Annotated in this window: 15 protein-coding genes, 1 pseudogene and 1 riboswitch; of the genes and pseudogenes, 4 read left to right on the top strand and 12 right to left on the bottom strand. The window is 39.2% G+C overall.

Going from position 1 to position 18433, the window contains the following annotated elements:
• Window positions 1-80 precede the first annotated feature (80 nt).
• On the bottom strand, window positions 81-866 hold the full coding sequence (locus tag KR50_RS11275; protein WP_041058470.1) for an SDR family oxidoreductase: 786 nt from the start codon (window positions 864-866) through the stop codon (window positions 81-83).
• A 185-nt stretch (window positions 867-1051) separates the two neighbouring features.
• Between KR50_RS11275 and KR50_RS11270 the strand changes: the two genes are divergently transcribed.
• Together KR50_RS11270 and KR50_RS11265 are read left to right on the top strand one after the other, a co-directional pair.
• Window positions 1052-1474, top strand: a complete 423-nt coding sequence (locus KR50_RS11270; protein WP_041058468.1) for a hypothetical protein — start codon at window positions 1052-1054, stop codon at window positions 1472-1474.
• 160 nt (window positions 1475-1634) lie between these two features.
• Window positions 1635-2945: a cytochrome P450 gene (locus tag KR50_RS11265; protein WP_041058466.1), complete on the top strand. Its 1311-nt coding sequence runs from the start codon at window positions 1635-1637 to the stop codon at window positions 2943-2945.
• Between the two features lie 408 nt (window positions 2946-3353).
• Here KR50_RS11265 and KR50_RS11260 read toward each other — a convergent pair whose 3' ends face one another.
• The 6 genes and pseudogenes from KR50_RS11260 to KR50_RS11235 form a co-directional block, all read right to left on the bottom strand.
• The gene (locus KR50_RS11260; RefSeq protein WP_041058464.1) at window positions 3354-3860 is read right to left on the bottom strand and encodes a YehS family protein; all 507 of its coding nucleotides are present in this window, start codon (window positions 3858-3860) and stop codon (window positions 3354-3356) included.
• A gap of 119 nt (window positions 3861-3979) precedes the next feature.
• On the bottom strand, window positions 3980-4390 hold the full coding sequence (locus KR50_RS11255) for an NUDIX hydrolase (protein ID WP_041058462.1): 411 nt from the start codon (window positions 4388-4390) through the stop codon (window positions 3980-3982).
• A gap of 446 nt (window positions 4391-4836) precedes the next feature.
• Window positions 4837-5616, bottom strand: coding sequence for a TMEM164 family acyltransferase (locus tag KR50_RS11250; protein ID WP_041058460.1), 780 nt, complete (start codon window positions 5614-5616; stop codon window positions 4837-4839).
• Between the two features lie 921 nt (window positions 5617-6537).
• Window positions 6538-7495, bottom strand: a pseudogene (locus KR50_RS11245) (calcium/sodium antiporter).
• Between the two features lie 586 nt (window positions 7496-8081).
• Entirely contained in the window at window positions 8082-9275 is a 1194-nt protein-coding gene (locus KR50_RS11240; RefSeq protein WP_041058458.1) for a NupC/NupG family nucleoside CNT transporter, read from the bottom strand.
• 145 nt (window positions 9276-9420) lie between these two features.
• Window positions 9421-9522: riboswitch (purine riboswitch) on the bottom strand.
• Between the two features lie 160 nt (window positions 9523-9682).
• Complete coding sequence (locus KR50_RS11235) at window positions 9683-10129, bottom strand: staygreen family protein (RefSeq protein ID WP_041058456.1); 447 nt, start codon at window positions 10127-10129, stop codon at window positions 9683-9685.
• Window positions 10130-10379: 250 nt separating this feature from the next.
• Between KR50_RS11235 and KR50_RS11230 the strand changes: the two genes are divergently transcribed.
• Complete coding sequence (locus KR50_RS11230) at window positions 10380-10796, top strand: hypothetical protein (protein ID WP_041058454.1); 417 nt, start codon at window positions 10380-10382, stop codon at window positions 10794-10796.
• Between the two features lie 915 nt (window positions 10797-11711).
• On the opposite strand, the gene KR50_RS11215 is transcribed toward KR50_RS11230, so the two are convergent.
• Together KR50_RS11215 and rlmD are read right to left on the bottom strand one after the other, a co-directional pair.
• Window positions 11712-12545, bottom strand: coding sequence for an EcsC family protein (locus KR50_RS11215; protein WP_156969513.1), 834 nt, complete (start codon window positions 12543-12545; stop codon window positions 11712-11714).
• A gap of 493 nt (window positions 12546-13038) precedes the next feature.
• On the bottom strand, window positions 13039-14430 hold the full coding sequence (gene rlmD / locus KR50_RS11205; RefSeq protein ID WP_041058447.1) for a 23S rRNA (uracil(1939)-C(5))-methyltransferase RlmD: 1392 nt from the start codon (window positions 14428-14430) through the stop codon (window positions 13039-13041).
• Window positions 14431-14652: 222 nt separating this feature from the next.
• Between rlmD and KR50_RS11200 the strand changes: the two genes are divergently transcribed.
• Window positions 14653-15096, top strand: coding sequence for an NUDIX hydrolase (locus KR50_RS11200; protein WP_041058445.1), 444 nt, complete (start codon window positions 14653-14655; stop codon window positions 15094-15096).
• A 72-nt stretch (window positions 15097-15168) separates the two neighbouring features.
• Here KR50_RS11200 and KR50_RS11195 read toward each other — a convergent pair whose 3' ends face one another.
• The 3 genes from KR50_RS11195 to gatB form a co-directional block, all read right to left on the bottom strand.
• Entirely contained in the window at window positions 15169-16122 is a 954-nt protein-coding gene (locus tag KR50_RS11195) for a diacylglycerol kinase (RefSeq protein ID WP_052477015.1), read from the bottom strand.
• A 211-nt stretch (window positions 16123-16333) separates the two neighbouring features.
• On the bottom strand, window positions 16334-16891 hold the full coding sequence (locus KR50_RS11190) for a thioredoxin family protein (protein ID WP_041058444.1): 558 nt from the start codon (window positions 16889-16891) through the stop codon (window positions 16334-16336).
• Window positions 16892-16993: 102 nt separating this feature from the next.
• The gene (gatB, locus tag KR50_RS11185) at window positions 16994-18427 is read right to left on the bottom strand and encodes an Asp-tRNA(Asn)/Glu-tRNA(Gln) amidotransferase subunit GatB (RefSeq protein WP_041058441.1); all 1434 of its coding nucleotides are present in this window, start codon (window positions 18425-18427) and stop codon (window positions 16994-16996) included.
• Between the last annotated feature and the right edge of the window lie 6 nt (window positions 18428-18433).

The raw sequence follows: 18433 nt of genomic DNA, 5'->3' as shown, positions 1-18433 counted from the left end.
ATGGGTCATATTGATCATTCAACTAAAAAATGCCTGTATGATCAGAGAAAGTTATGATCATACAGGCATAGCAGGCTTTATTAAATTTTCATTTCCCACCGCTCTTTTTCTGTTTCTTTCATTTGCTTCTCGGTTTGTTCAGGATAAGCTGTACGGAAATTGTGATGATCTGCAGGAATAATCTCGATCATTTTTTGAATCATATCCTCAGGATCAAATTGGTCTTTTAATCCTTCTTCCTGCTTCTCCATGTCTTCTACACTCGTATAGTTTAATTCTCTATTAAACCACTTCCACTTTTCCTCTGCGCTGCGGTCGTTAAAACCTGTTGCATATGGACCTGGATTAATGGTCGCTACCTGAACGCCAAATTCTTCAAGTTCTGCTTTCATTGTCTGCGCAATTCCCTCAAGAGCATGTTTAGTCGCTGTGTACGGTCCGACATAAGGCGTTGCCATAATGCCCGCCATTGAACTAATAAAGATGATCTTTCCTTTTCCCTTTTTCACGAACTTGCGGGCTGCTAGCTGAGCGGTTTCAAGAGTGGCAAAAACATTCACTTCAAATAGAGCACGAAAACGATCCATCGGCACTTCGCCCAATGGTCCTCCTTCATTAATCGCAGCATTTGCAACGAAAACATCAAAATCATAGTTTTCTATTTGTGCAAGATCCCGCTGATTCGTTATATCAAGCTTGAAAACTTCTATATCTAATCCCTGCTTTTCTGCTTCAAGCATAAGATCCGTTTTTTGAGCGGTCAGTTCTGTCGTCGCGATGACACGGTGTCCATTTTTCGCTAGTCCAAGTGCTGCACCTCTTGCCAGTCCAGTACCTGCACCGGTGATGAAAATTGTTTTACTCATTTCAAAATTCCTCCTAAATACTTAGTACCCTTTTACTTCCCGCGCAGGCATCAACTAAACATAAGTCAGCACTCTGGCATCCCATTAGTGTTTATTCCTTTTCACAAACCTGCCTTCGATGCTATTCTTGTAGCATAAACGTAGACATTAAATAGAAGATTCTTTTTAAAGGATGTGAATAAAACATGCTCTATATATGGAATATACAAGAAATCATTACTACTACGCTGCAAAAGCATAACCTGGATATCAGTTGTGATTTTGATAACAAGCTTTCTGTTCCTATGAGCTATAACGTTTCAACCCAGACTATTAAATTTAATTATTTAAAAGTGAACGGTTATAAAGCAAAAGTAGATTACAAGCTGAGAGAATCAGATGAAAATCTTATAAAACTTCTTTTATATCATGAAATTGGTTATTATTTGGATTTCAAAAAGAATAAGCATGATGTACGGACGCTTCTTTACGGTGAAGACGATGAAAAAGAGCAGCTTATGAGTGTAATTGAACAAAACGCCTGGCAATACGGGAGAACCCTGGTGCCCGATCAACTGCTCGAATCCTACGACAGACTGCACGAACTGGAGCAGCCAACCGAAAGATAAGGCAGTGATGCGGCAGATTTCCTTTGAAATCTGCCGCATTTGTCATTTTATCCTAATTCGTGAACGTTTTAATGAAACATGGCAGGGTAAAAGATGAAAACAGAGCATTATTAGCCATACAGAATGAAACTGGAGAAAACAAATAAAAGGAGCTGAAGCAATGAAGGTCAAGACACCCATTCCCCGTGCAAAAGGCATAGACAATTCTTTATCGCTAATCAAAGAAGGGTTTCATTTTTTGCCCAATCAGCGCAAGGAAATGCAATCCGATATCTTTAAAACCCGTATACTGGGCCAAAAAGCCATTTGCATTGCTGGAGAAGAAGCTGCTGAGGTTTTTTATAATAACGATTTATTTAAACGCAAGGGTGCCATGCCAAAGCCGTTGAAGCTTTCTTTATTCGGTGAAGGAAGCCTGCATGGACTTGACGGGGAACCTCATAAAAACAGAAAACGGATGTTCCTTTCAATGTTTACACCAGAACGTGTGGAAGATTTGGTGGACCTCGCACTAAAGCATTTGGATGCAAAAGCCGGCGAGTGGCAGTCACAAGATGGTGTTGCAGTATTGGATCAGATGCAGGAAATTCTGACTAGAGCTGGCTGCGAATGGGCTGGAGTGCCGCTTGCAGAGGGAGAAGTACAGCAGCGTACAGATGAAGTTGTTGCGATGGTCGATTCATTCGGCGGCTCTCTGTCCCGTTTCCGTGATGGTAAAAAAGCAAGAGACAGTCATGAAGAATGGCTGCAAAAAATCATCAAATCTGTACGGAAGGGCAAGTATAACCCACCGGAAAATACAGCAGTCTACACGATCGCTCACCACCGCGATGAGAAAGGCAAACCGTTCGACTTGCATACTGCAGCTGTGGAACTGAGCAACGCCTTCCGACCGTTAATCGCGACGGCTAATTTTCTTGTGTTTGGAGCACTGGCTATGCACGAACATCCTGAAACAAGACAAAAAATCGCTGCCGACGAGGATCGATACAGTCATATGTTTTCACAAGAAGTTCGACGCTATTACCCATTTGTTCCCGCAATGGCAGCTAAGGTAAAGAAAGATTTCACTTGGCACGATTATACATTTAAAAAAGACACGCTTGTGATTCTGGACATATTCGGGACAAACCGCCATCCTGACAGCTGGGAACAGGCAGAGACATTTCTTCCCGAGCGCTTTAAAGACTGGCAGGGAAGTCCCTTTGCCTTTATTCCTCAAGGAGGCGGAGACCATCATATCGGTCACCGCTGTGCCGGCGAATGGCTGACTGTCTATGTCATGCGTGCCTTTTTCAAATACTTTGCTCAAAACATTTCCTATGACGTACCTGAACAGGATTTGTCTTACAGCCTCGAGCGGATGCCGACCTTCCCAAAAAGCGGCTTCGTCATTACCAATGTCAAAAAGGCAGCGGATTCAGATGAGCTGCTTCATTCGATGCAAAAAAGACACACTGCTATTCAATAAAGAGACATTAAAAAAACACAATATATAAAAAAGATGAGATTGGGACAAATGTCTCAACCTCATCAAACCGGTTCTCTGCGCTTTCGGCGGACGCTTTCCGCCGGGACGGGAGCTTGAGCCTCCTTAGGGCTTTGTCCTGCGGAGTCTCAGCTTGCCGTCATATCCTGCAGGAGTCGCCACCTTCCGCTCCGTTCACCTCAAATTTACTATTTAAAAAAACACAATCAATACAACTTTCACAGTTCTGCCCCAGCCTCATCATCTATACTGTGGAGATTTTTTGCCTATTTTCTTAAAAGTCGGCTCACATCCAGCCAATCGAAAAGCAATTACCTGCAAATGAAAGTAACAGGTTCTCTTTTTTCTAGATCCAGTCGTTAGTCTAGTCAGCGTGAAGCCCTTCTTTAATTACTGATCCCTATAACGAAGCGACAGCCCTTTTAAGAAATTCCGCGCGTAGCGGTCACCACATTCCTTGTAGTTTCGCTGTCCTTCTTTTCGTAAAATGGCACTCAGCTCACCTTTTGTAATCCGAACACCCGCTTCATCCAACACATCAATCATCTCTTCACTTGTGAGAGATAATGCGATTTTTAGTTTTTTCAGCAGCACATTGTTAACACTTGCATGATTTTTGATCGATCGGTCCGGTTTAACAGGCTGCCCGGACTGATCTTTTTGCGGGCCTCTTTTAAATGTAATGAAGCCATTTAAAAACGACTCCAGCATGTCATTTGAACAAGGGATCCTGTTGTCGTCTTCTGCCGGTTCATCCTCATCAGGCGCTTTCGTTAAAACTTTCCCCACTTCTTCTTTCGTGAGAGTCACGCCCCCTAGTTCAAAAATTTTCACCATATCGGTATTTTTTATATCGAGCGCATATCGCAGACGAATTAGTATATCATTGTTATCCAAAATTAAAACCTTCTTTTCTCTAGTGTTTATTTGTGAAGCAAGCCATTTTTCTCTTTATATTCTTTCACAACCCGATGATTTTTTAAACTGTTTTTTCAAACCGTTACGTGTGTCGCCCTCTACTCCCCTGCTTTTGACGAATAATGAGACACGATTTTCATTACAGCTTCTTTTGGACGTACATCCAAGGCTAAAAGTTCCTTTATTGGAATCCATACCGGCAAATAGGTCCCCCGATCACGTTTTGTGTCGGTGTATTCCTTGCCTTCTCCTGTTCCAAATGTCCCTCCTATACTCTCTGCTGCATAATAGCTTTGGGTGCCGTTCCATTCGATTTCAGCTAAACATTGTTTAATGTGAACCGTCACACCTAATTCTTCGAGCGCTTCCCTTTTGGCAGCCATCCGTGATGTTTCCCCCTCTTTGATTCCACCTCCAGGAAAAACGTAATACACCTCTCCATCCCGCACTCGTTTAATAAGCGCAATTTTTGATTTTTGAACCAATATTACCGCTGCCCGATTTCTCATTGACGTAAGCCGCCGCCTTTATCTTTAAATTTTCTTAATGTTCTGAAGTGGATTGTGATTTCAATCTCAACTAGTATATAATAAACATAAATTTACAAATAGGAGTGAGCTGCCTCATGAAAGACCTCGAGAAAGAATACCCCATATTAAAAAAGGATCGCCATTACAGACGGACGAAACGAAAAAATTTGTCCAACTTACTTGATTTTATGAATGCTATTTTTTCGATTCTATTAAAGATCCTTATAAGGTGAAGAATAGAACGTTATCAAACAATTGATAGGAATGGTGTGTGAGGATTAATAAGGGTTCTGGAAAATTATACTTCTTTTAGTATATAAGGGGAAGAAGAAGGACAAACGGTGAATCGTATTTCGAGGCTCAGCAGATCATGGAGATCTTTTTCATTCGTTCACTTCGCTTTATGTCAAGCTTGACTTATGCGTTTATGAAGCTTTCAGACGGTAAACACTGCTTTTTACTTTCCTTACTTTATTCAGAAATAAATAAAGCCCATAAAACAGAAAAACGACTGAAAGTCCGACACAGAGAAGAAGCAAGATGTAAATGGGGTTGAATTGCAAACCGAGTATCGTTGTTTTTTCACCCATATTGTAAAGAAGCTCCAAGGGCGTTCCACTCTGGGGGATGGTTGTGTAAAAGTAATTTGATGTAAAACCAGGCATCCATTTCATAAACAAGTTGTTAACGACAATCGAAATGAAAAACATGCCAGTTACCACCCACACAGTTCTCCGCAATATTTTAAAATCCAAGTGGATCATACCATTAAAATAAGCCCATAAAACAACGCCTACAATGAGTGCGTGACCCCAAATATAGGCCATTCCCTGCCAATTAAGAATGGTCGAATAGTTTGTCAGACTGTCAGCAAACACGATGCTTAAAAAAGCAGCTGGCAGATTAAAACAAAAAGCAGTCGAAAATAAAACGTTGTTTTTAAGCAAAAATGCAAAAAACAAAAAGAAATTAGCTAAGTGACAAATCTGCAGAGGAATCATTTCAGGATTGAGTTGTTCTGTCTTAAAGTAAATTTCTATGTTACGTCCGATTAAAAGGGCAATGCCAATCAAAGACAAATATATACCAGTCATCCGCAGCGTTTTCTCATCACACCTTTTAAAAAGGAAGGCAAATCCTATAACAAGTAAAAATGGACTGATGATAAATAAGTAGTGAAATGGACTCCACATCTCAAATGTCACAAACGCACACCTGCCTTTAGTAAAGTGAGTAATACGCCTCCTAGTTTCTTCATGCATTACCCCTGTGGGATTTATTCCTCTCTATAAAAAAATAGAAGAAGATACTGGATCAGTAAGGCTGCACTTTTCATGTCTTTATTATAGCAACGCTAAAAATACAAATTCTACATTATTCTTGTAAATTTTTTCAGAAGCAGCTTAAAACTTCATCTTATCGTATGTTTTTTTCTAAACACTTATGTTTCTCGTTGAGATCTTTTTGACCAGCTTGTAAAGTGATAGTAAGTACTTATCTGGTGGCACACAAAAAGGAAGCGCCATTTAAAAATGAATGCTCCCCTCTGTATCTGCCTGCTCTTACAGCTTTCCTGAACCAGCTGACGGTCTTTCAAACCAGCTTATTTAAATAGATTTGATTCAAAATTGTTTACAATTTGACTGGATTGAGCAAAGATCGGAATGCTTCTGGGCGGCTGTTTACTATCTAACGTAATAATCGTGACAATGTATAAGTTAACCACCATTAGAAATGTTAATGAAATGAAGAGTTTCCTTCAACTGTCTGCGTCCATGTTATCCTGTTTTCTCCTTTTTAATTTGAAAGTGTAATTGATTTCGATTATTTATAAGTTAAAGTTCAGATCGTTTTCGCCTCCTGTTAAAATAAAAAGACCTTTACCAATTTTACTTGGTAAAGGTCTGAATCCTCATATAGATCCCTTCACCAATTTGGCAAAGGTCTTGCAAGCAACGTGCGTGTTGCCAGTTAAGCCGGTGATCAAAATCACGGTTATGTCGACTGTAACTTTAAGCTACTCCCCTTTGGAGTGTATATGCTCACTTGGAGCGCTAGTTGTAACTCTTTAACTAATACTATAATAATAGTTTATTTACCCTTTTCTATCAACTAGTTTTAACTATTTAATTCCTGATAATAATATAAATCATATACAGAATATAGAAAGCAGCAAGAATACTTCCCTCTACTTTACCAATTTTAAAATTGGTCCTCGAGAAAACAAGCAGTACAATCGTGAGTATAAGCATGACAAAGACGTCGACAAATATCTTACTATCGACCGCGAGCGGGGAAATGACAGAAGCCGCTCCAAGTACAAAGAAGATATTAAAAATGTTGCTCCCCACAATATTTCCAAGTGCAATTTCACTTTCCTTTTTAATCGCAGCGGTCACCGAAGTAATTAACTCGGGTAGTGAAGTACCAATTGCGATGATGGTCAACCCAACCAGCGTTTCACTCATACCAAGTGAAATAGCAATTTCAGTCGCTCCATTTACAACTAAATCTCCACCAACTATTATGGCAGCGAGACCAGCGATCGTAAACAAGATATTCTTTCCCCACGAAGGTCCCTTCTGCATCTACAGAGACGCTTGCTTGTTTTTTCCTATCCCGCCTTGCCACTTCAAATATGTAGTACAAAAACACTGCAAAAAACACTAATAAAATTAACCCGTCGCTTCTTGTAATGAAATTTGCACTGACTGATTGCAAAAATACATCACTTACTAAGATTAATAAGGCCACCCCCGCTAATAGGGTGAACGGTATTTCCTTTCTGATTGTTTCATTTTCCACTTTTAATGGAAATAAAAAAGCCGTCAGACCTACAACAAATGTAATATTAAAGATATTACTTCCGATCACATTTCCAATTGCTACACCTGCATTTCCTTCAAATGCAGCAACCATACTAACCGTTGCTTCAGGTGAACTGGTTCCGAATGCGACAATTGTTAAACCCACCAGTAGAGGGGAAACCCTCAAAGCAGTCGCAATGCTTGAGGCGCCTTTAACAAAGTAATCCGCTCCTTTAATTAAGAGCACAAAGCCAATCAGCAGCCATAAATAAGTCAAATCAATCTCCTCCTTAAAAAGTTTGTGTCTTTAATGAATTAAGCGGCTTGAGTTAAACTATTTCTCCATATTCAAGATCTGGTGGTTTTTTTGATTCAAACTATTTGAAAAAAGAAAAAACCTTCACCGCAAACGGCAAAGGTTTTCTATAATCTTAACCTTTACCATAACAGTAAAGGTCTTGCTAACAATGTTCGTTGCCAACATAGCCGAGAGTAAGAAACTCTGTATTGACGACTGTGCTGTAAAAGCTACTCCCCTTTAGGAATGCTATTTAATTACTTCGATCATAATTGCTGATCCTTACACTTGTCAATCTTTTCTTCTTTAGCTACTCTTAGTAACTTTATTTCTTACAATCTGCTTTCACCAATATGTGAACTTGTTTGTATCTTACATTGTCAAAAATATAATGACTGCTGAAATCGTGTTTTCAAATAAAATCTTCAGCTAAACATTTAATCTCTCTTACCAAATAAGCCAGACAATGATTTTATCTCAACTCGCCATATAGAGCGACAATCATATGTTTCGGTGTAATCCTGGATAATAAAGTAGTCTCATAAGCGATAGATCGATATGATTCTTATATAAAGATGCTGACAATAATAGCTGTAATAAAGCTTGCCAGGGTTCCTGCCACAATTGCTTTGAAGCTTAATTTGGATACAGTTTTTTGTTGGCTGGGCTCGAGGGAACCTAATCCAACAATTAATTGTCCAATGGAGGACAGGTTGGCGAAGTTGCAAAGCGCAACGGTTAAAATGGCCACTGTCTTTGGTGATAGTTCATCCATGACTGACGACAGCTCGCTGAATGCAACAAACTCATTAACTGAAAGCTTGGTACCAATAATGGAGGCTGCCTTGAATGCTTCATCCATCGGAATGCCGATCAGTACCGCCAAAGGATAGAAAATATAGCCAAAAATGGTGGAAAGCTCTGTGTTGAGCAGACCAAGCAGACCGTTAATTAATGCCAGGATTCCAATAAAGGCGATCAGCAGACCCCCAATATTAATGGCGAGCCTTGTTCCGTTCAACGCACCGTCTGCAATTGCTTCAAATATATTGGTATGCGTAGTCTTTCCTAACGAGATATCACCATTTGTCTGCGATTCCTCTGTTTCAGGCTCCATTATTTTGGCAATGACGAGGGAAACGAGCGGCACACTGAAAACGGAAAGAAGCAGTAGCTTCATATCAATTCCCATTAAGGAATACCCTATCAGTATTGCCCCGCTTGCCGACGCGGTTCCTCCAACCATCACAGCAAAAACCTCTGACCGGGTCAACTTTATAAGATAAGGTTTGATCAAAAGCGGGGCTTCCACTAAGCCTAAAAAGGAATTGCCAATCGCATTGAACGATTCCACCTTTGTTGTACCTAAAATCCTGCCAAGTCCAATTCCGATATATTTCACAAAGAAGGGAATGAGGCGTAAATAATAAAGAGCAGAAATGAGCGCTGAAATAAAAATGATCGCACCCAGGACATTAATTGCAAAAACGAACGTGATATTAGTCCCTTCTTCATAAAAACCTCCGAAGACGAACATGATTCCTTCCGTGCTATAATCGATCACCTTCTGAACACCGAGCGCCGCATTATTCAGGATGGCTTGTCCAAATGGAATCTTCAAAACGAACAAAACAAGCAAAAATTCAATCATAATCCCTGTAAGGACTATGCGCCAATTAATCGCAGAACGTTTGCTGCTCCATAGCCAGGCCAGAAATAGAACACCCATTAAAGAAAAAACGGCATAAATAAAATTCAAAACAAGTTACCTCCCATTGTTGTGTTCACTTCAATCATTGCTTATATTTCTATATAGTCGTATGATGTCAGACCACTATTAGGAAAAAATAAAAAAGTGTATGCGACTTTCTCCAAATATAAAGAAAGCCCCATACACTTTTCATGTATAGAATGACTTTCCTTATAGTCCGGCAATTTAAGGCTGCCAGGTAGAGACTTATGGTCCATATCACCATAGTTATATAAGGAATTCATATGAAGTTTGTTTTGACACTTTAACACAAGGAAGAACTTATACACAATATAAAATAGTGAAGATTATCTATTATGAAATTTCACACGATAAGGACGGACAATTACTGGATTTATACAATCACTACTTGAAAGATTTCTCCGCAGTTTTGTTAAATAGTTCGTTTAAACAAATTACTTATAATCACCAGGAGTACCCCAGTACTCAAACTTGTCGTACAGTGGATTTGTTGAATCAAAATGAATCCAAATGGGTGCATTGTCTAATGCTGAATGTACTGCAAAGAATTTTCTATCTCCATATCTGATTGCCTCTAAAGCCAGAGGCAGCTCCCGCCTGAAAACCGCATCCCGCACAGCAGTAACTGCCGGACCAAACTCCCCATCTATATAAACATATACGTATAGAAATGGAAATCCATCAGCCATTTTCCATTCTGCAAGCACTTCATCCCTCATGGCATTGACCTTTTCAAAAGCAAACTGCAGACCAACTATAAGAAAAAGGTCTGCAGTGATGTCGGAATGAGTTAATGTATACTTACGGCCGATTACCGGTTCAGTCATCGTTACACCCGAGCTGAATTCAACAGTTAACTTTTCCGGATTTAGCTTTTTCAACCGATCACCTTCCTGAACTATACTGTACTTCCCACTCATAAAATTTATGGTCCTTCACCATCATCTATGTACGATTACATGAATTTACAAAAAAAGCATCCACCATATTAAGTGAATGCTTTGAAGATAGACTTTTTTTAATTAGCTGCATAAATCATCAATCGTATACTAATCAAACTTCTGATTTTCACGGATGTCAGCATGTTCTGGTAATGTAAAAAGAAAATTCAGTACTAAGAAATTAAGACAGATGAAATCAGAAATGTATGAATTAGTAAAACATAACGACCCAAACGGTAAGATACAAGTTGTAGAATATGATGGCAAACACAATGACAACGTTGAATTTGTAGTTGGTTTTGGAATTGATCATTTTGCAGAACAAGTTCAAGGTGTTATTGAAACCACGGATTTTGTTAAAACAAGTAAATTACGGCATTCATCATCAGGTTATGCAACTTATACTAGAAAAGAGTTATTAACCGAAATAATTGCTAATAACGATAGATTCAGATATGACTATGATGAACTCTTAAAAGAAACATTGCCAGAAAAATTAAAAACAGATCATCAATTACCAGTTAATAGATTTATTAAATATTCAACCATAGATGATATACAAACTCTTGATCATAAAATTGTAAAAAAAAAGAAATATGAAATTTAAAAACTTTCTTACAGAACAACATCTTAAAAAAATTAAAGATCCATCATTTGTATTGTGGCAATTCAATACCGTCGATGAGGTATATAGGGGATTTAAAGATTTAGAAGATAAATTTTTTCACATACCTATACTTGGAGAAAATAAAATCGATCTAGAGGAATTGAGGCAAGTTCTTAATTTACATATAGAGATGGTTGATTCTAAAGGTCTCTTAGGAACTAATTTAAGGAGACTATTCAGGATTTACGACTATTTAGCATATGGTCCAAAAAGTAGTTAAATAATTAATATATTTCATAGAAATGAATTTTAGTCTTATATTTATTCAGATAATAATTGGAATTTTACAGAAAAAATTTTATGCAATAAAATCATCATAGAAAAAAATAATACACCCTGCTTTTTAGTAAGGTGTATTATTTTTGATAGCAAGAAATTTACTTTGTGCCTTAATATTTTTCAATAGATAAGAGCAAAAGCTATTCTTTGCATAAATATATTAAATAAAAATCCTGGTGTTAATACTTATAATAAATAAGAAAAGATAAAAGGAGAACTACTAAGAGTTACTTCCTACTTTATATTAAAAGTATGATAAAAAAATTAACTAACATAAACAAGCCAAGAGTACTCCTAATCCATTTTCAGGATATGTAATAGTATTAATTTTTCCCATCAAATATTAGTTCTTTAAATTTTAGATACAAATTTTTAGAAGACTGGAGTCCACTAGCTTCAAAATTACTAGAACTCACCTTGCCATTGAGGATCTTTAACTTTTCAAGGTAAGTCATAAAAAAATCTTGTGTCAATGTTCCATTTTTAAAACCTATAAAATATAAATCTTTATATAGCATCATCATAGCATTATAGCCAATTGTTTTCTTTAGAATGCTTTTATTATTGTCTAGCAACTTAAATATTAATTATCTTTTCATTCTCTATTAACCATCTCTCTTGAAAAGCTCTTCTTGCAGCCCAACCGACATCTTTAATATACCAGCCATTTGAAGATGCTCCCACAAAGGCACCAATAAATGGGATAGCTTGTAAGGCCTTACGCTTTGATATATTTATTCCTAGTTGTTTAGCAAGATTTTTAACTGCTAAAATTGCAGCTTCTCGTCCAAATGGTTGATGAGTTGCTATTCCGGCCATTTTTTTCCAAGTTTGTTTTGCGATTGTATTTTGAATTGATTTTAAGGCTAATATAGCGGCTGTTTTTTCTTCTACACTATTGGCACCTGATGCTGCTAATATTCCTAATACAAATTTTTTATCTTGCTCATTTTTACAATCATAACCATAGCATAGACCAATTTTATGTATTGTCCTTAATGCGAAAGTTATAATTGCAGGTACATCTACTAGGGTTCCTGGCAAACCAAAAAAGCCTGCGACACCTCCCTCGGTAGTAGCCAACCCTATTGCCCAATTATGAACATCATCCGCTAATTGATCAGACAGTTCCAAGTCTTTATACTTCAAATCCTGAATTTTTAAAACTTGCCCATCCCTAAGTAAGTCTTTTGTATCAGCAAAATATCTCCCTACCTCATTGGCCCCATCTAGTAATCCTTGAATAGCCATCTCCGGTACAACTTTTTCTACAACCCACGAGACTGGTTTTAAAACAGCTCCATACGCTTGGTTTAATACGCTAGGTTCTTCATTTTTCCATTTATTAATATGCTCAAGTTGTTCCTTTTCATATATAGTAATTGGATTTTGGTTAAAAGTAGTATCCATCCCCTCTAGCCCCCCATTGATGTTAATTACTACCATTATAACATTTTCGTTGTCTTTCACTAATTTATTTCTAGATATTTTGTTCCTACTCATCTCAAAACTTTTTAGAAACCTATTCATGATCTACAAAATTTCAGGATATTTTTATTTAAGATACTACTAAGGGACCCCTATTACAAAGTTCTACAATGCAATCATTAATTGTAAATGAAGAGGATATTGAATCAACAAAAGATTTTGCAATATTAGGGTTCATTGCTATGTCTTACTCAATCAATTTCAATACACTTAATTTTGTGATGAAAGATGAGATGAGAGACTATGCCGTAGACCTAGGCACTAAATTAAAAGAGTTTCTCTTTTTGAAAGATTTAACACCTCAACTATTGCATACGTTGGTTGAGAAGGTAACCTGCAATAAAGACAATGAGATTCGAATTCACTACAACTTTTTATCCGTTTGAATATACAAAAAAGGCAACACCCATAAGGGTTAGTTGCCTTCTTTTAAAATGAGTTGCGAGACGCACTCCACGTGACTCGTCTGCGGAAACATATCCACCGGCTGCACCTGAGTAGTTTCGTATCCTCCGTCTTCAAGCACCCGAAGATCGCGGGCAAGTGTTCCCGGGTTACAGGAAACATAGACAACCCGTTTTGGTTTCATTTCCAGAATGGTTTGAAGAAGCGCTTCGTCGCAGCCTTTACGCGGCGGGTCTACCACAATGACGTCTGCTTTCTTGCCTTCTTTATGCCACGCGGGTATAACGACTTCTGCAGGGCCTGCTTCGAATTCAGCATTGTGAATACCGTTTAATTCGGCATTTTTCCTTGCATCTTCAATCGCCTGCTCTACAATTTCCACACCGTAGACTTTTTTGGCTTTTTGGGCTAAGAAGAGAGAAATGGTTCCAATTCCGCAATAGGCATCCACAACTGTTTCCTCTCCAGTTAATTGAGCGTATTCCAGCGCTTTCTTATACAACACCTCTGTTTGCAGAGGGTTAATTTGATAAAAACTGTGGGCAGAAATGGCAAAACGAATATCACCTATTGAATCATAAATAACTTCGCTACCCCACAGCACTTTGCTGCTCTCTCCCATGATCACGTTCGTTTTTTTAGAATTGATGTTTTGAATAATGGAAGTAAGTCCTTCGATTTGTTCCCTTAACACACCGATCAAATCAGATACGTAAGGAATATCTTTTGTTCTGGTGACAAGCACAACCATGACTTCACCTGACTTGCGGCCCCGGCGGATGACCACATGACGCAGCACGCCTTTGTGACGAGCTTCATCATAGGGCTGAATTCCAAGTTCATTGGCTTTTTCCTTTACAATCTGCATCACCTGATCACTCACCTGATCCTGAATGATGCATTGATTCACATCGACAATTTCATGACTCCGTTTTGCATAAAAACCTGTGATCACACGGCCTTCGCTTAAACCAACCGGGATCTGGCTTTTGTTGCGGTATCGCCAAGGATCCTGCATGCCTAAGGTTGGATGAACCGGCACATGAGGCAGCTTGCCGATCCGGCTCATAACGTCCTGTACCTGCTTTTGCTTGGCGGCGAGCTGCCCTTCATAGCTTACGTGCTGAAGCTGGCAGCCTCCGCACCGGTCATAAACCGGACAAGGAGGCTCAACCCGGTCCTCACTTAGCTGATGCCATTCCATCACCCGTCCAAATCCATAATTTTTAGCAGTCTTAACCACTTTCACTTGAATGCGTTCACCAGGGAGTGCATTAGGAATAAAAAGAGGATAGCCATCCACTTTCCCGACTCCATGGCCTTCATGTGTTAAATCTTCTATTTTAACGTCTATAAGATCATTTTTCTTTACAGGCAGATCTACTGTTTGTTTTTTTGACATTCTACTCTTCCTTTTCACAAGTCTTTCGTTTAATCGTGCCTTTCATTTTAGCACATCTTGATGTCTTCTGCGATTTTCTAAAAGGTTTACACATGTCTGATCAAGGGTATATTAATACACACTAGAATGTTTCGGGATTATTGATTTGATTTTCATTATCTAATTGTGTAAAATATATAAAATATTCTATCTATTCTAAAAATTCTAAAAAGGAGAATGAGTATGAGACAGTCACCAATGGTTAAAAGAAAAGTACTTGCCTATATTACACGCGAACAAGGAGGCCAAAAAGAATTGCTGGTCTTCACTCATCGTGATTACCCGGAGGCAGGTTTGCAGGTGCCTGGTGGAACCGTTGAGGACACTGAACTTTTGATTGATGCACTCTACCGTGAAGTAGAGGAAGAATCCGGTCTAAAACGGGACGAGCTTCAGCTTCAGGGGAAACTGCATAAGTACATGTACTATGCAGAAGACAGGGAAAAATATTACGAACGTAACTTTTTTCACCTTGAAATCACATCGGAAACAAGTGATGAATGGGAATATGTGGTTGATGGAGACGGAGAAGATGGCGGCCTTCATTATCAATTCCAGTGGACTCCCATAAAAGAATGCGAACTCGCTGCAGATCAGGATAATGCGGTAGAGTGGCTTTATCAATAAGTAGTAAAAAAAGACCTTCAAAGGTCTTTTTTTTTCGGGTAGAGGCAGGACTGAATCTAGTGCCCTGCCAACTTACTCATGTAAACTGTTTTTTAGGGTCACCGTTTTATCCGCATCGACAAGATCTTCTTTGCGCAGCTTGTCAAGAGGTGCAAATACGGTTAAGTGACGATACAGGTTTTGAAATTCTGCAGGAAGCAAACCGCCAAATTCGCCGTCTAAATTCAACTGAACTTTTTCTTTTGCTGTTACCTTTATATGATTTGCTTTCACATAAACAAGATGAGGATCATTAAGATGCTCACCGCGTAAAGCAAGTGAAATAATGCGGATGGTTTCCGCCAAATTTGTTTTCTTTAAAAACAATAGCGTAAAGAGTCCATCATTAATTGAAGAGTCAGGCGCAAGTTTTTCAAAGCCTCCCACAGAATTCGTGAGTCCGACTAGAAAAATCATAACCTCTCCTTCAAAAACCTTGCCGTCATATTCAATTCGAACATCTGAGGGCTTAAAGGATGGAAGCATTTCAATTCCCTTTAAGTAATATGCCAGCTGGCCAAGCATGGTTTTCAGCTTGCTTGGTACTTCATACGTTAATTCCGTGATGCGTCCTCCACCTGCGATATTAATAAAATATCGATTGTTCATTCGTCCAAGGTCAACGGGAATCGTGTCGCCTTTTAAGATGATATCAACTGCTTTTTCAATATCCCTCGGAATATGAAGCGCACGTGCAAAGTCATTAGTTGTGCCCATAGGAATCAACCCAAGTTTGGGCCGATTGGGTTTCTCTGCTATACCATTAACAACCTCGTTTAATGTGCCGTCTCCACCAGCAGCAATGACCAGGTCATAGCCTCGTTTAACTGCGGTTTCTGCTGCATGTGTGGCATCGCCTTCTGCTATAGTGGCGTGGCAGGACGTTTCGTATCCTGCTTGTTCAAGTTTCATCAGTACCTCGGGAAGATGCCGTTTAAACAGCTCTCTGCCTGAAGTAGGGTTATAAATAATACGGGCTCTTTTCATTAGGGTTCATCCTACTCTATGTATAATAAGACGCTTATTTGTAGTGGTAAAACGCTGGTTCTGCTCGGGCTTGCAGGCTCTTAATTCATTCTATGCTGCAAGAAGCTGAAATTTATTTCTTTGTGTCGCCAAAAAAAGACAAGCTGGAGTCCCAGCTCATCTCTATCATAACGCGAGGCGCAAAAGATTTCCACTATCATATTAGAAGTGGTTAAGTTGTTTGAAGTGTTCGTTTTAATTCAACATACACTTCGACCCAGAAATCTTTGCGTTCTACATAAGCTGCAGTGAGGTGCTTAATGAGCAGATCCTGTCCATCTTTAAAAGCAGGGTCTTCTTTTGCAGGAAGAGTGCTCCTCGCTTCATCCACGAAGCTTTGTACTTTCTGAGCTCTCGGCCCCCACTTTGCAACTTCCCTGCCTTCTTCATCAATAAAAATAAAAATCGGAATAGAACGTGCTGTCCCATTTGTTAAATACTGATCCATCAATTCCAGGTTAGAATCCCGCAGCAGAAAGCGAATGTCCACATCTGCAGCTTCACCCAGAGCAATCAGCACAGGATTATTCATCATCGCATCCCCGCACCAGTCCTCTGTTAATACGATCACGCGCAAATGCCTTGCAGCAAGTTCTGAGAAAAAATCCTGATCATCAGGCAGCGAAAATTTCCTGGCCACTTCATCCATATTTTCTTTATGAGCGGTCATCTGATTTTTATATTCCTCAACCGTTAATCCTTTTTGAAACCAATCATTTAAAGCTTGCATATGAATCACCTCATCTAGTGAATTTCCTCTTTTTTAGAATGGCATAATCAGGAGCTTTTTACCATTATTTTGATCGCAAAAAAACCGCCCGAAGGCGGTTTTTTATCTTTTTTTAATTTCTTCATTTAACAGCTTATTGACCATTGGCGGGTTTGCCTGCCCTTTAGAGGCCTTCATAATCTGACCAACTAAAAAGCCGATCGCACGGTCTTTCCCATTTTTAAAGTCTTCAATAGACTGAGGATTTGCATCCAATACATCTGTAACGAATTTCAGCAGTTCGCCTTCATCTGAAATTTGCACAAGCCCTTTTTCTTTTACAATCTTTTTCGGGTCTCCGCCATTTTCGATCAGCTCTTTAAACACTTTTTTCGCAATTTTAGATGAAATGGTGCCGTCTTCTATTAATTTAATCATACCAGCCAAACCTTGAGGTGTTAAAGCAACATCCTTCAATTCTTTTTGACCAGCATTCAAATACGCGGAAACTTCTCCCATGAGCCAATTTGAAGCAAGCTTTGCATCTGCTCCCTGTTCTAATGTTAACTCAAAGAAATCAGACATTTCTTTTGTAAGAGTAAGCACCATTGCATCATAGCCTGGAAGACCAAGCTCTTCTACATATCTTTTCTTGCGGGCATCCGGCAGTTCAGGTATGGTAGCGCGGACCGATTCTCTCCACTCTTCATCAATGAACATTGAAACAAGGTCCGGTTCCGGGAAATAGCGGTAATCGTCTGAGCCTTCTTTTACACGCATCAGCAGCGTTTTTCCTGTCGATTCATCAAATCGGCGGGACTCCTGCTGGATTTCGCCTCCGGAAAGCAGCACTTCTTCCTGACGGATTTGTTCGTGCTCCAGTCCTTTTTTTACAAAGTTAAAGGAGTTCAGGTTTTTCAGCTCCGCTTTCGTTCCGAATTGTTCCTGACCAACTGGACGAAGGGAGATATTTGCGTCACAACGAAGTGAGCCCTCTTCCATTTTACAGTCTGAGACCCCTGTATATTGAATAATCGATTTGATTTTTTCCAAATAAGCATAAGCTTCAGCTGGCGTACGCAAATCAGGTTCTGAGACAATCTCAATCAGCGGCGTTCCTTGACGATTATAGTCACAGAGGGAATATCCCTTATCTGTATGTGTCAATTTACCAGCATCTTCCTCTAAATGAAGACGGGTGATGCCTATTTTCTTTTTGTAGCCGTCCACTTCAATTTCTACCCAGCCATGCTCTCCGATTGGCTGATCAAATTGAGAGATCTGGTAAGCCTTTGGATTATCAGGGTAGAAATAGTTTTTGCGGTCAAATTTTGTATGGTCGGCAATTTCACAATTTAGAGCCATTGCCGCTTTCATGCCCCATTCTACCGCACGCTTGTTCATTACAGGAAGTACACCCGGATAGCCAAGGTCAATGACATTGGTGTTCGTGTTCGGTTCTGCACCAAAGTGAGCAGGTGCAGGAGAGAACATTTTAGAATCTGTTTTTAATTCTACGTGGACTTCAAGTCCAATGATCGTTTCAAAGTTCGTCATAGTTGT

Source organism: Jeotgalibacillus campisalis (assembly GCF_000829515.1).
Lineage (GTDB): Bacteria > Bacillota > Bacilli > Bacillales > Jeotgalibacillaceae > Jeotgalibacillus > Jeotgalibacillus campisalis.
The sequence above is the reverse complement of the archived record's forward strand: the minus strand, read 5'-3'. Positions and strand labels throughout refer to the sequence as shown.

Excerpts from the sequence above, each read along its gene's own strand:
- KR50_RS11195 (WP_052477015.1), bottom strand. The coding sequence starts at position 16,122 with ATGAAAAGAGCCCGTATTATTTATAACCCTACTTCAGGCAGAGAGCTG.
- KR50_RS11200 (WP_041058445.1), top strand. The coding sequence starts at position 14,653 with ATGAGACAGTCACCAATGGTTAAAAGAAAAGTACTTGCCTATATTACA.
- gatB (WP_041058441.1), bottom strand. The coding sequence starts at position 18,427 with ATGACGAACTTTGAAACGATCATTGGACTTGAAGTCCACGTAGAATTA.
- KR50_RS11265 (WP_041058466.1), top strand. The coding sequence starts at position 1,635 with ATGAAGGTCAAGACACCCATTCCCCGTGCAAAAGGCATAGACAATTCT.
- KR50_RS11215 (WP_156969513.1), bottom strand. The coding sequence starts at position 12,545 with ATGGATACTACTTTTAACCAAAATCCAATTACTATATATGAAAAGGAA.
- KR50_RS11230 (WP_041058454.1), top strand. The coding sequence starts at position 10,380 with ATGAAATCAGAAATGTATGAATTAGTAAAACATAACGACCCAAACGGT.
- rlmD (WP_041058447.1), bottom strand. The coding sequence starts at position 14,430 with ATGTCAAAAAAACAAACAGTAGATCTGCCTGTAAAGAAAAATGATCTT.
- KR50_RS11270 (WP_041058468.1), top strand. The coding sequence starts at position 1,052 with ATGCTCTATATATGGAATATACAAGAAATCATTACTACTACGCTGCAA.
- KR50_RS11275 (WP_041058470.1), bottom strand. The coding sequence starts at position 866 with ATGAGTAAAACAATTTTCATCACCGGTGCAGGTACTGGACTGGCAAGA.
- KR50_RS11190 (WP_041058444.1), bottom strand. The coding sequence starts at position 16,891 with ATGCAAGCTTTAAATGATTGGTTTCAAAAAGGATTAACGGTTGAGGAA.
- KR50_RS11255 (WP_041058462.1), bottom strand. The coding sequence starts at position 4,390 with ATGAGAAATCGGGCAGCGGTAATATTGGTTCAAAAATCAAAAATTGCG.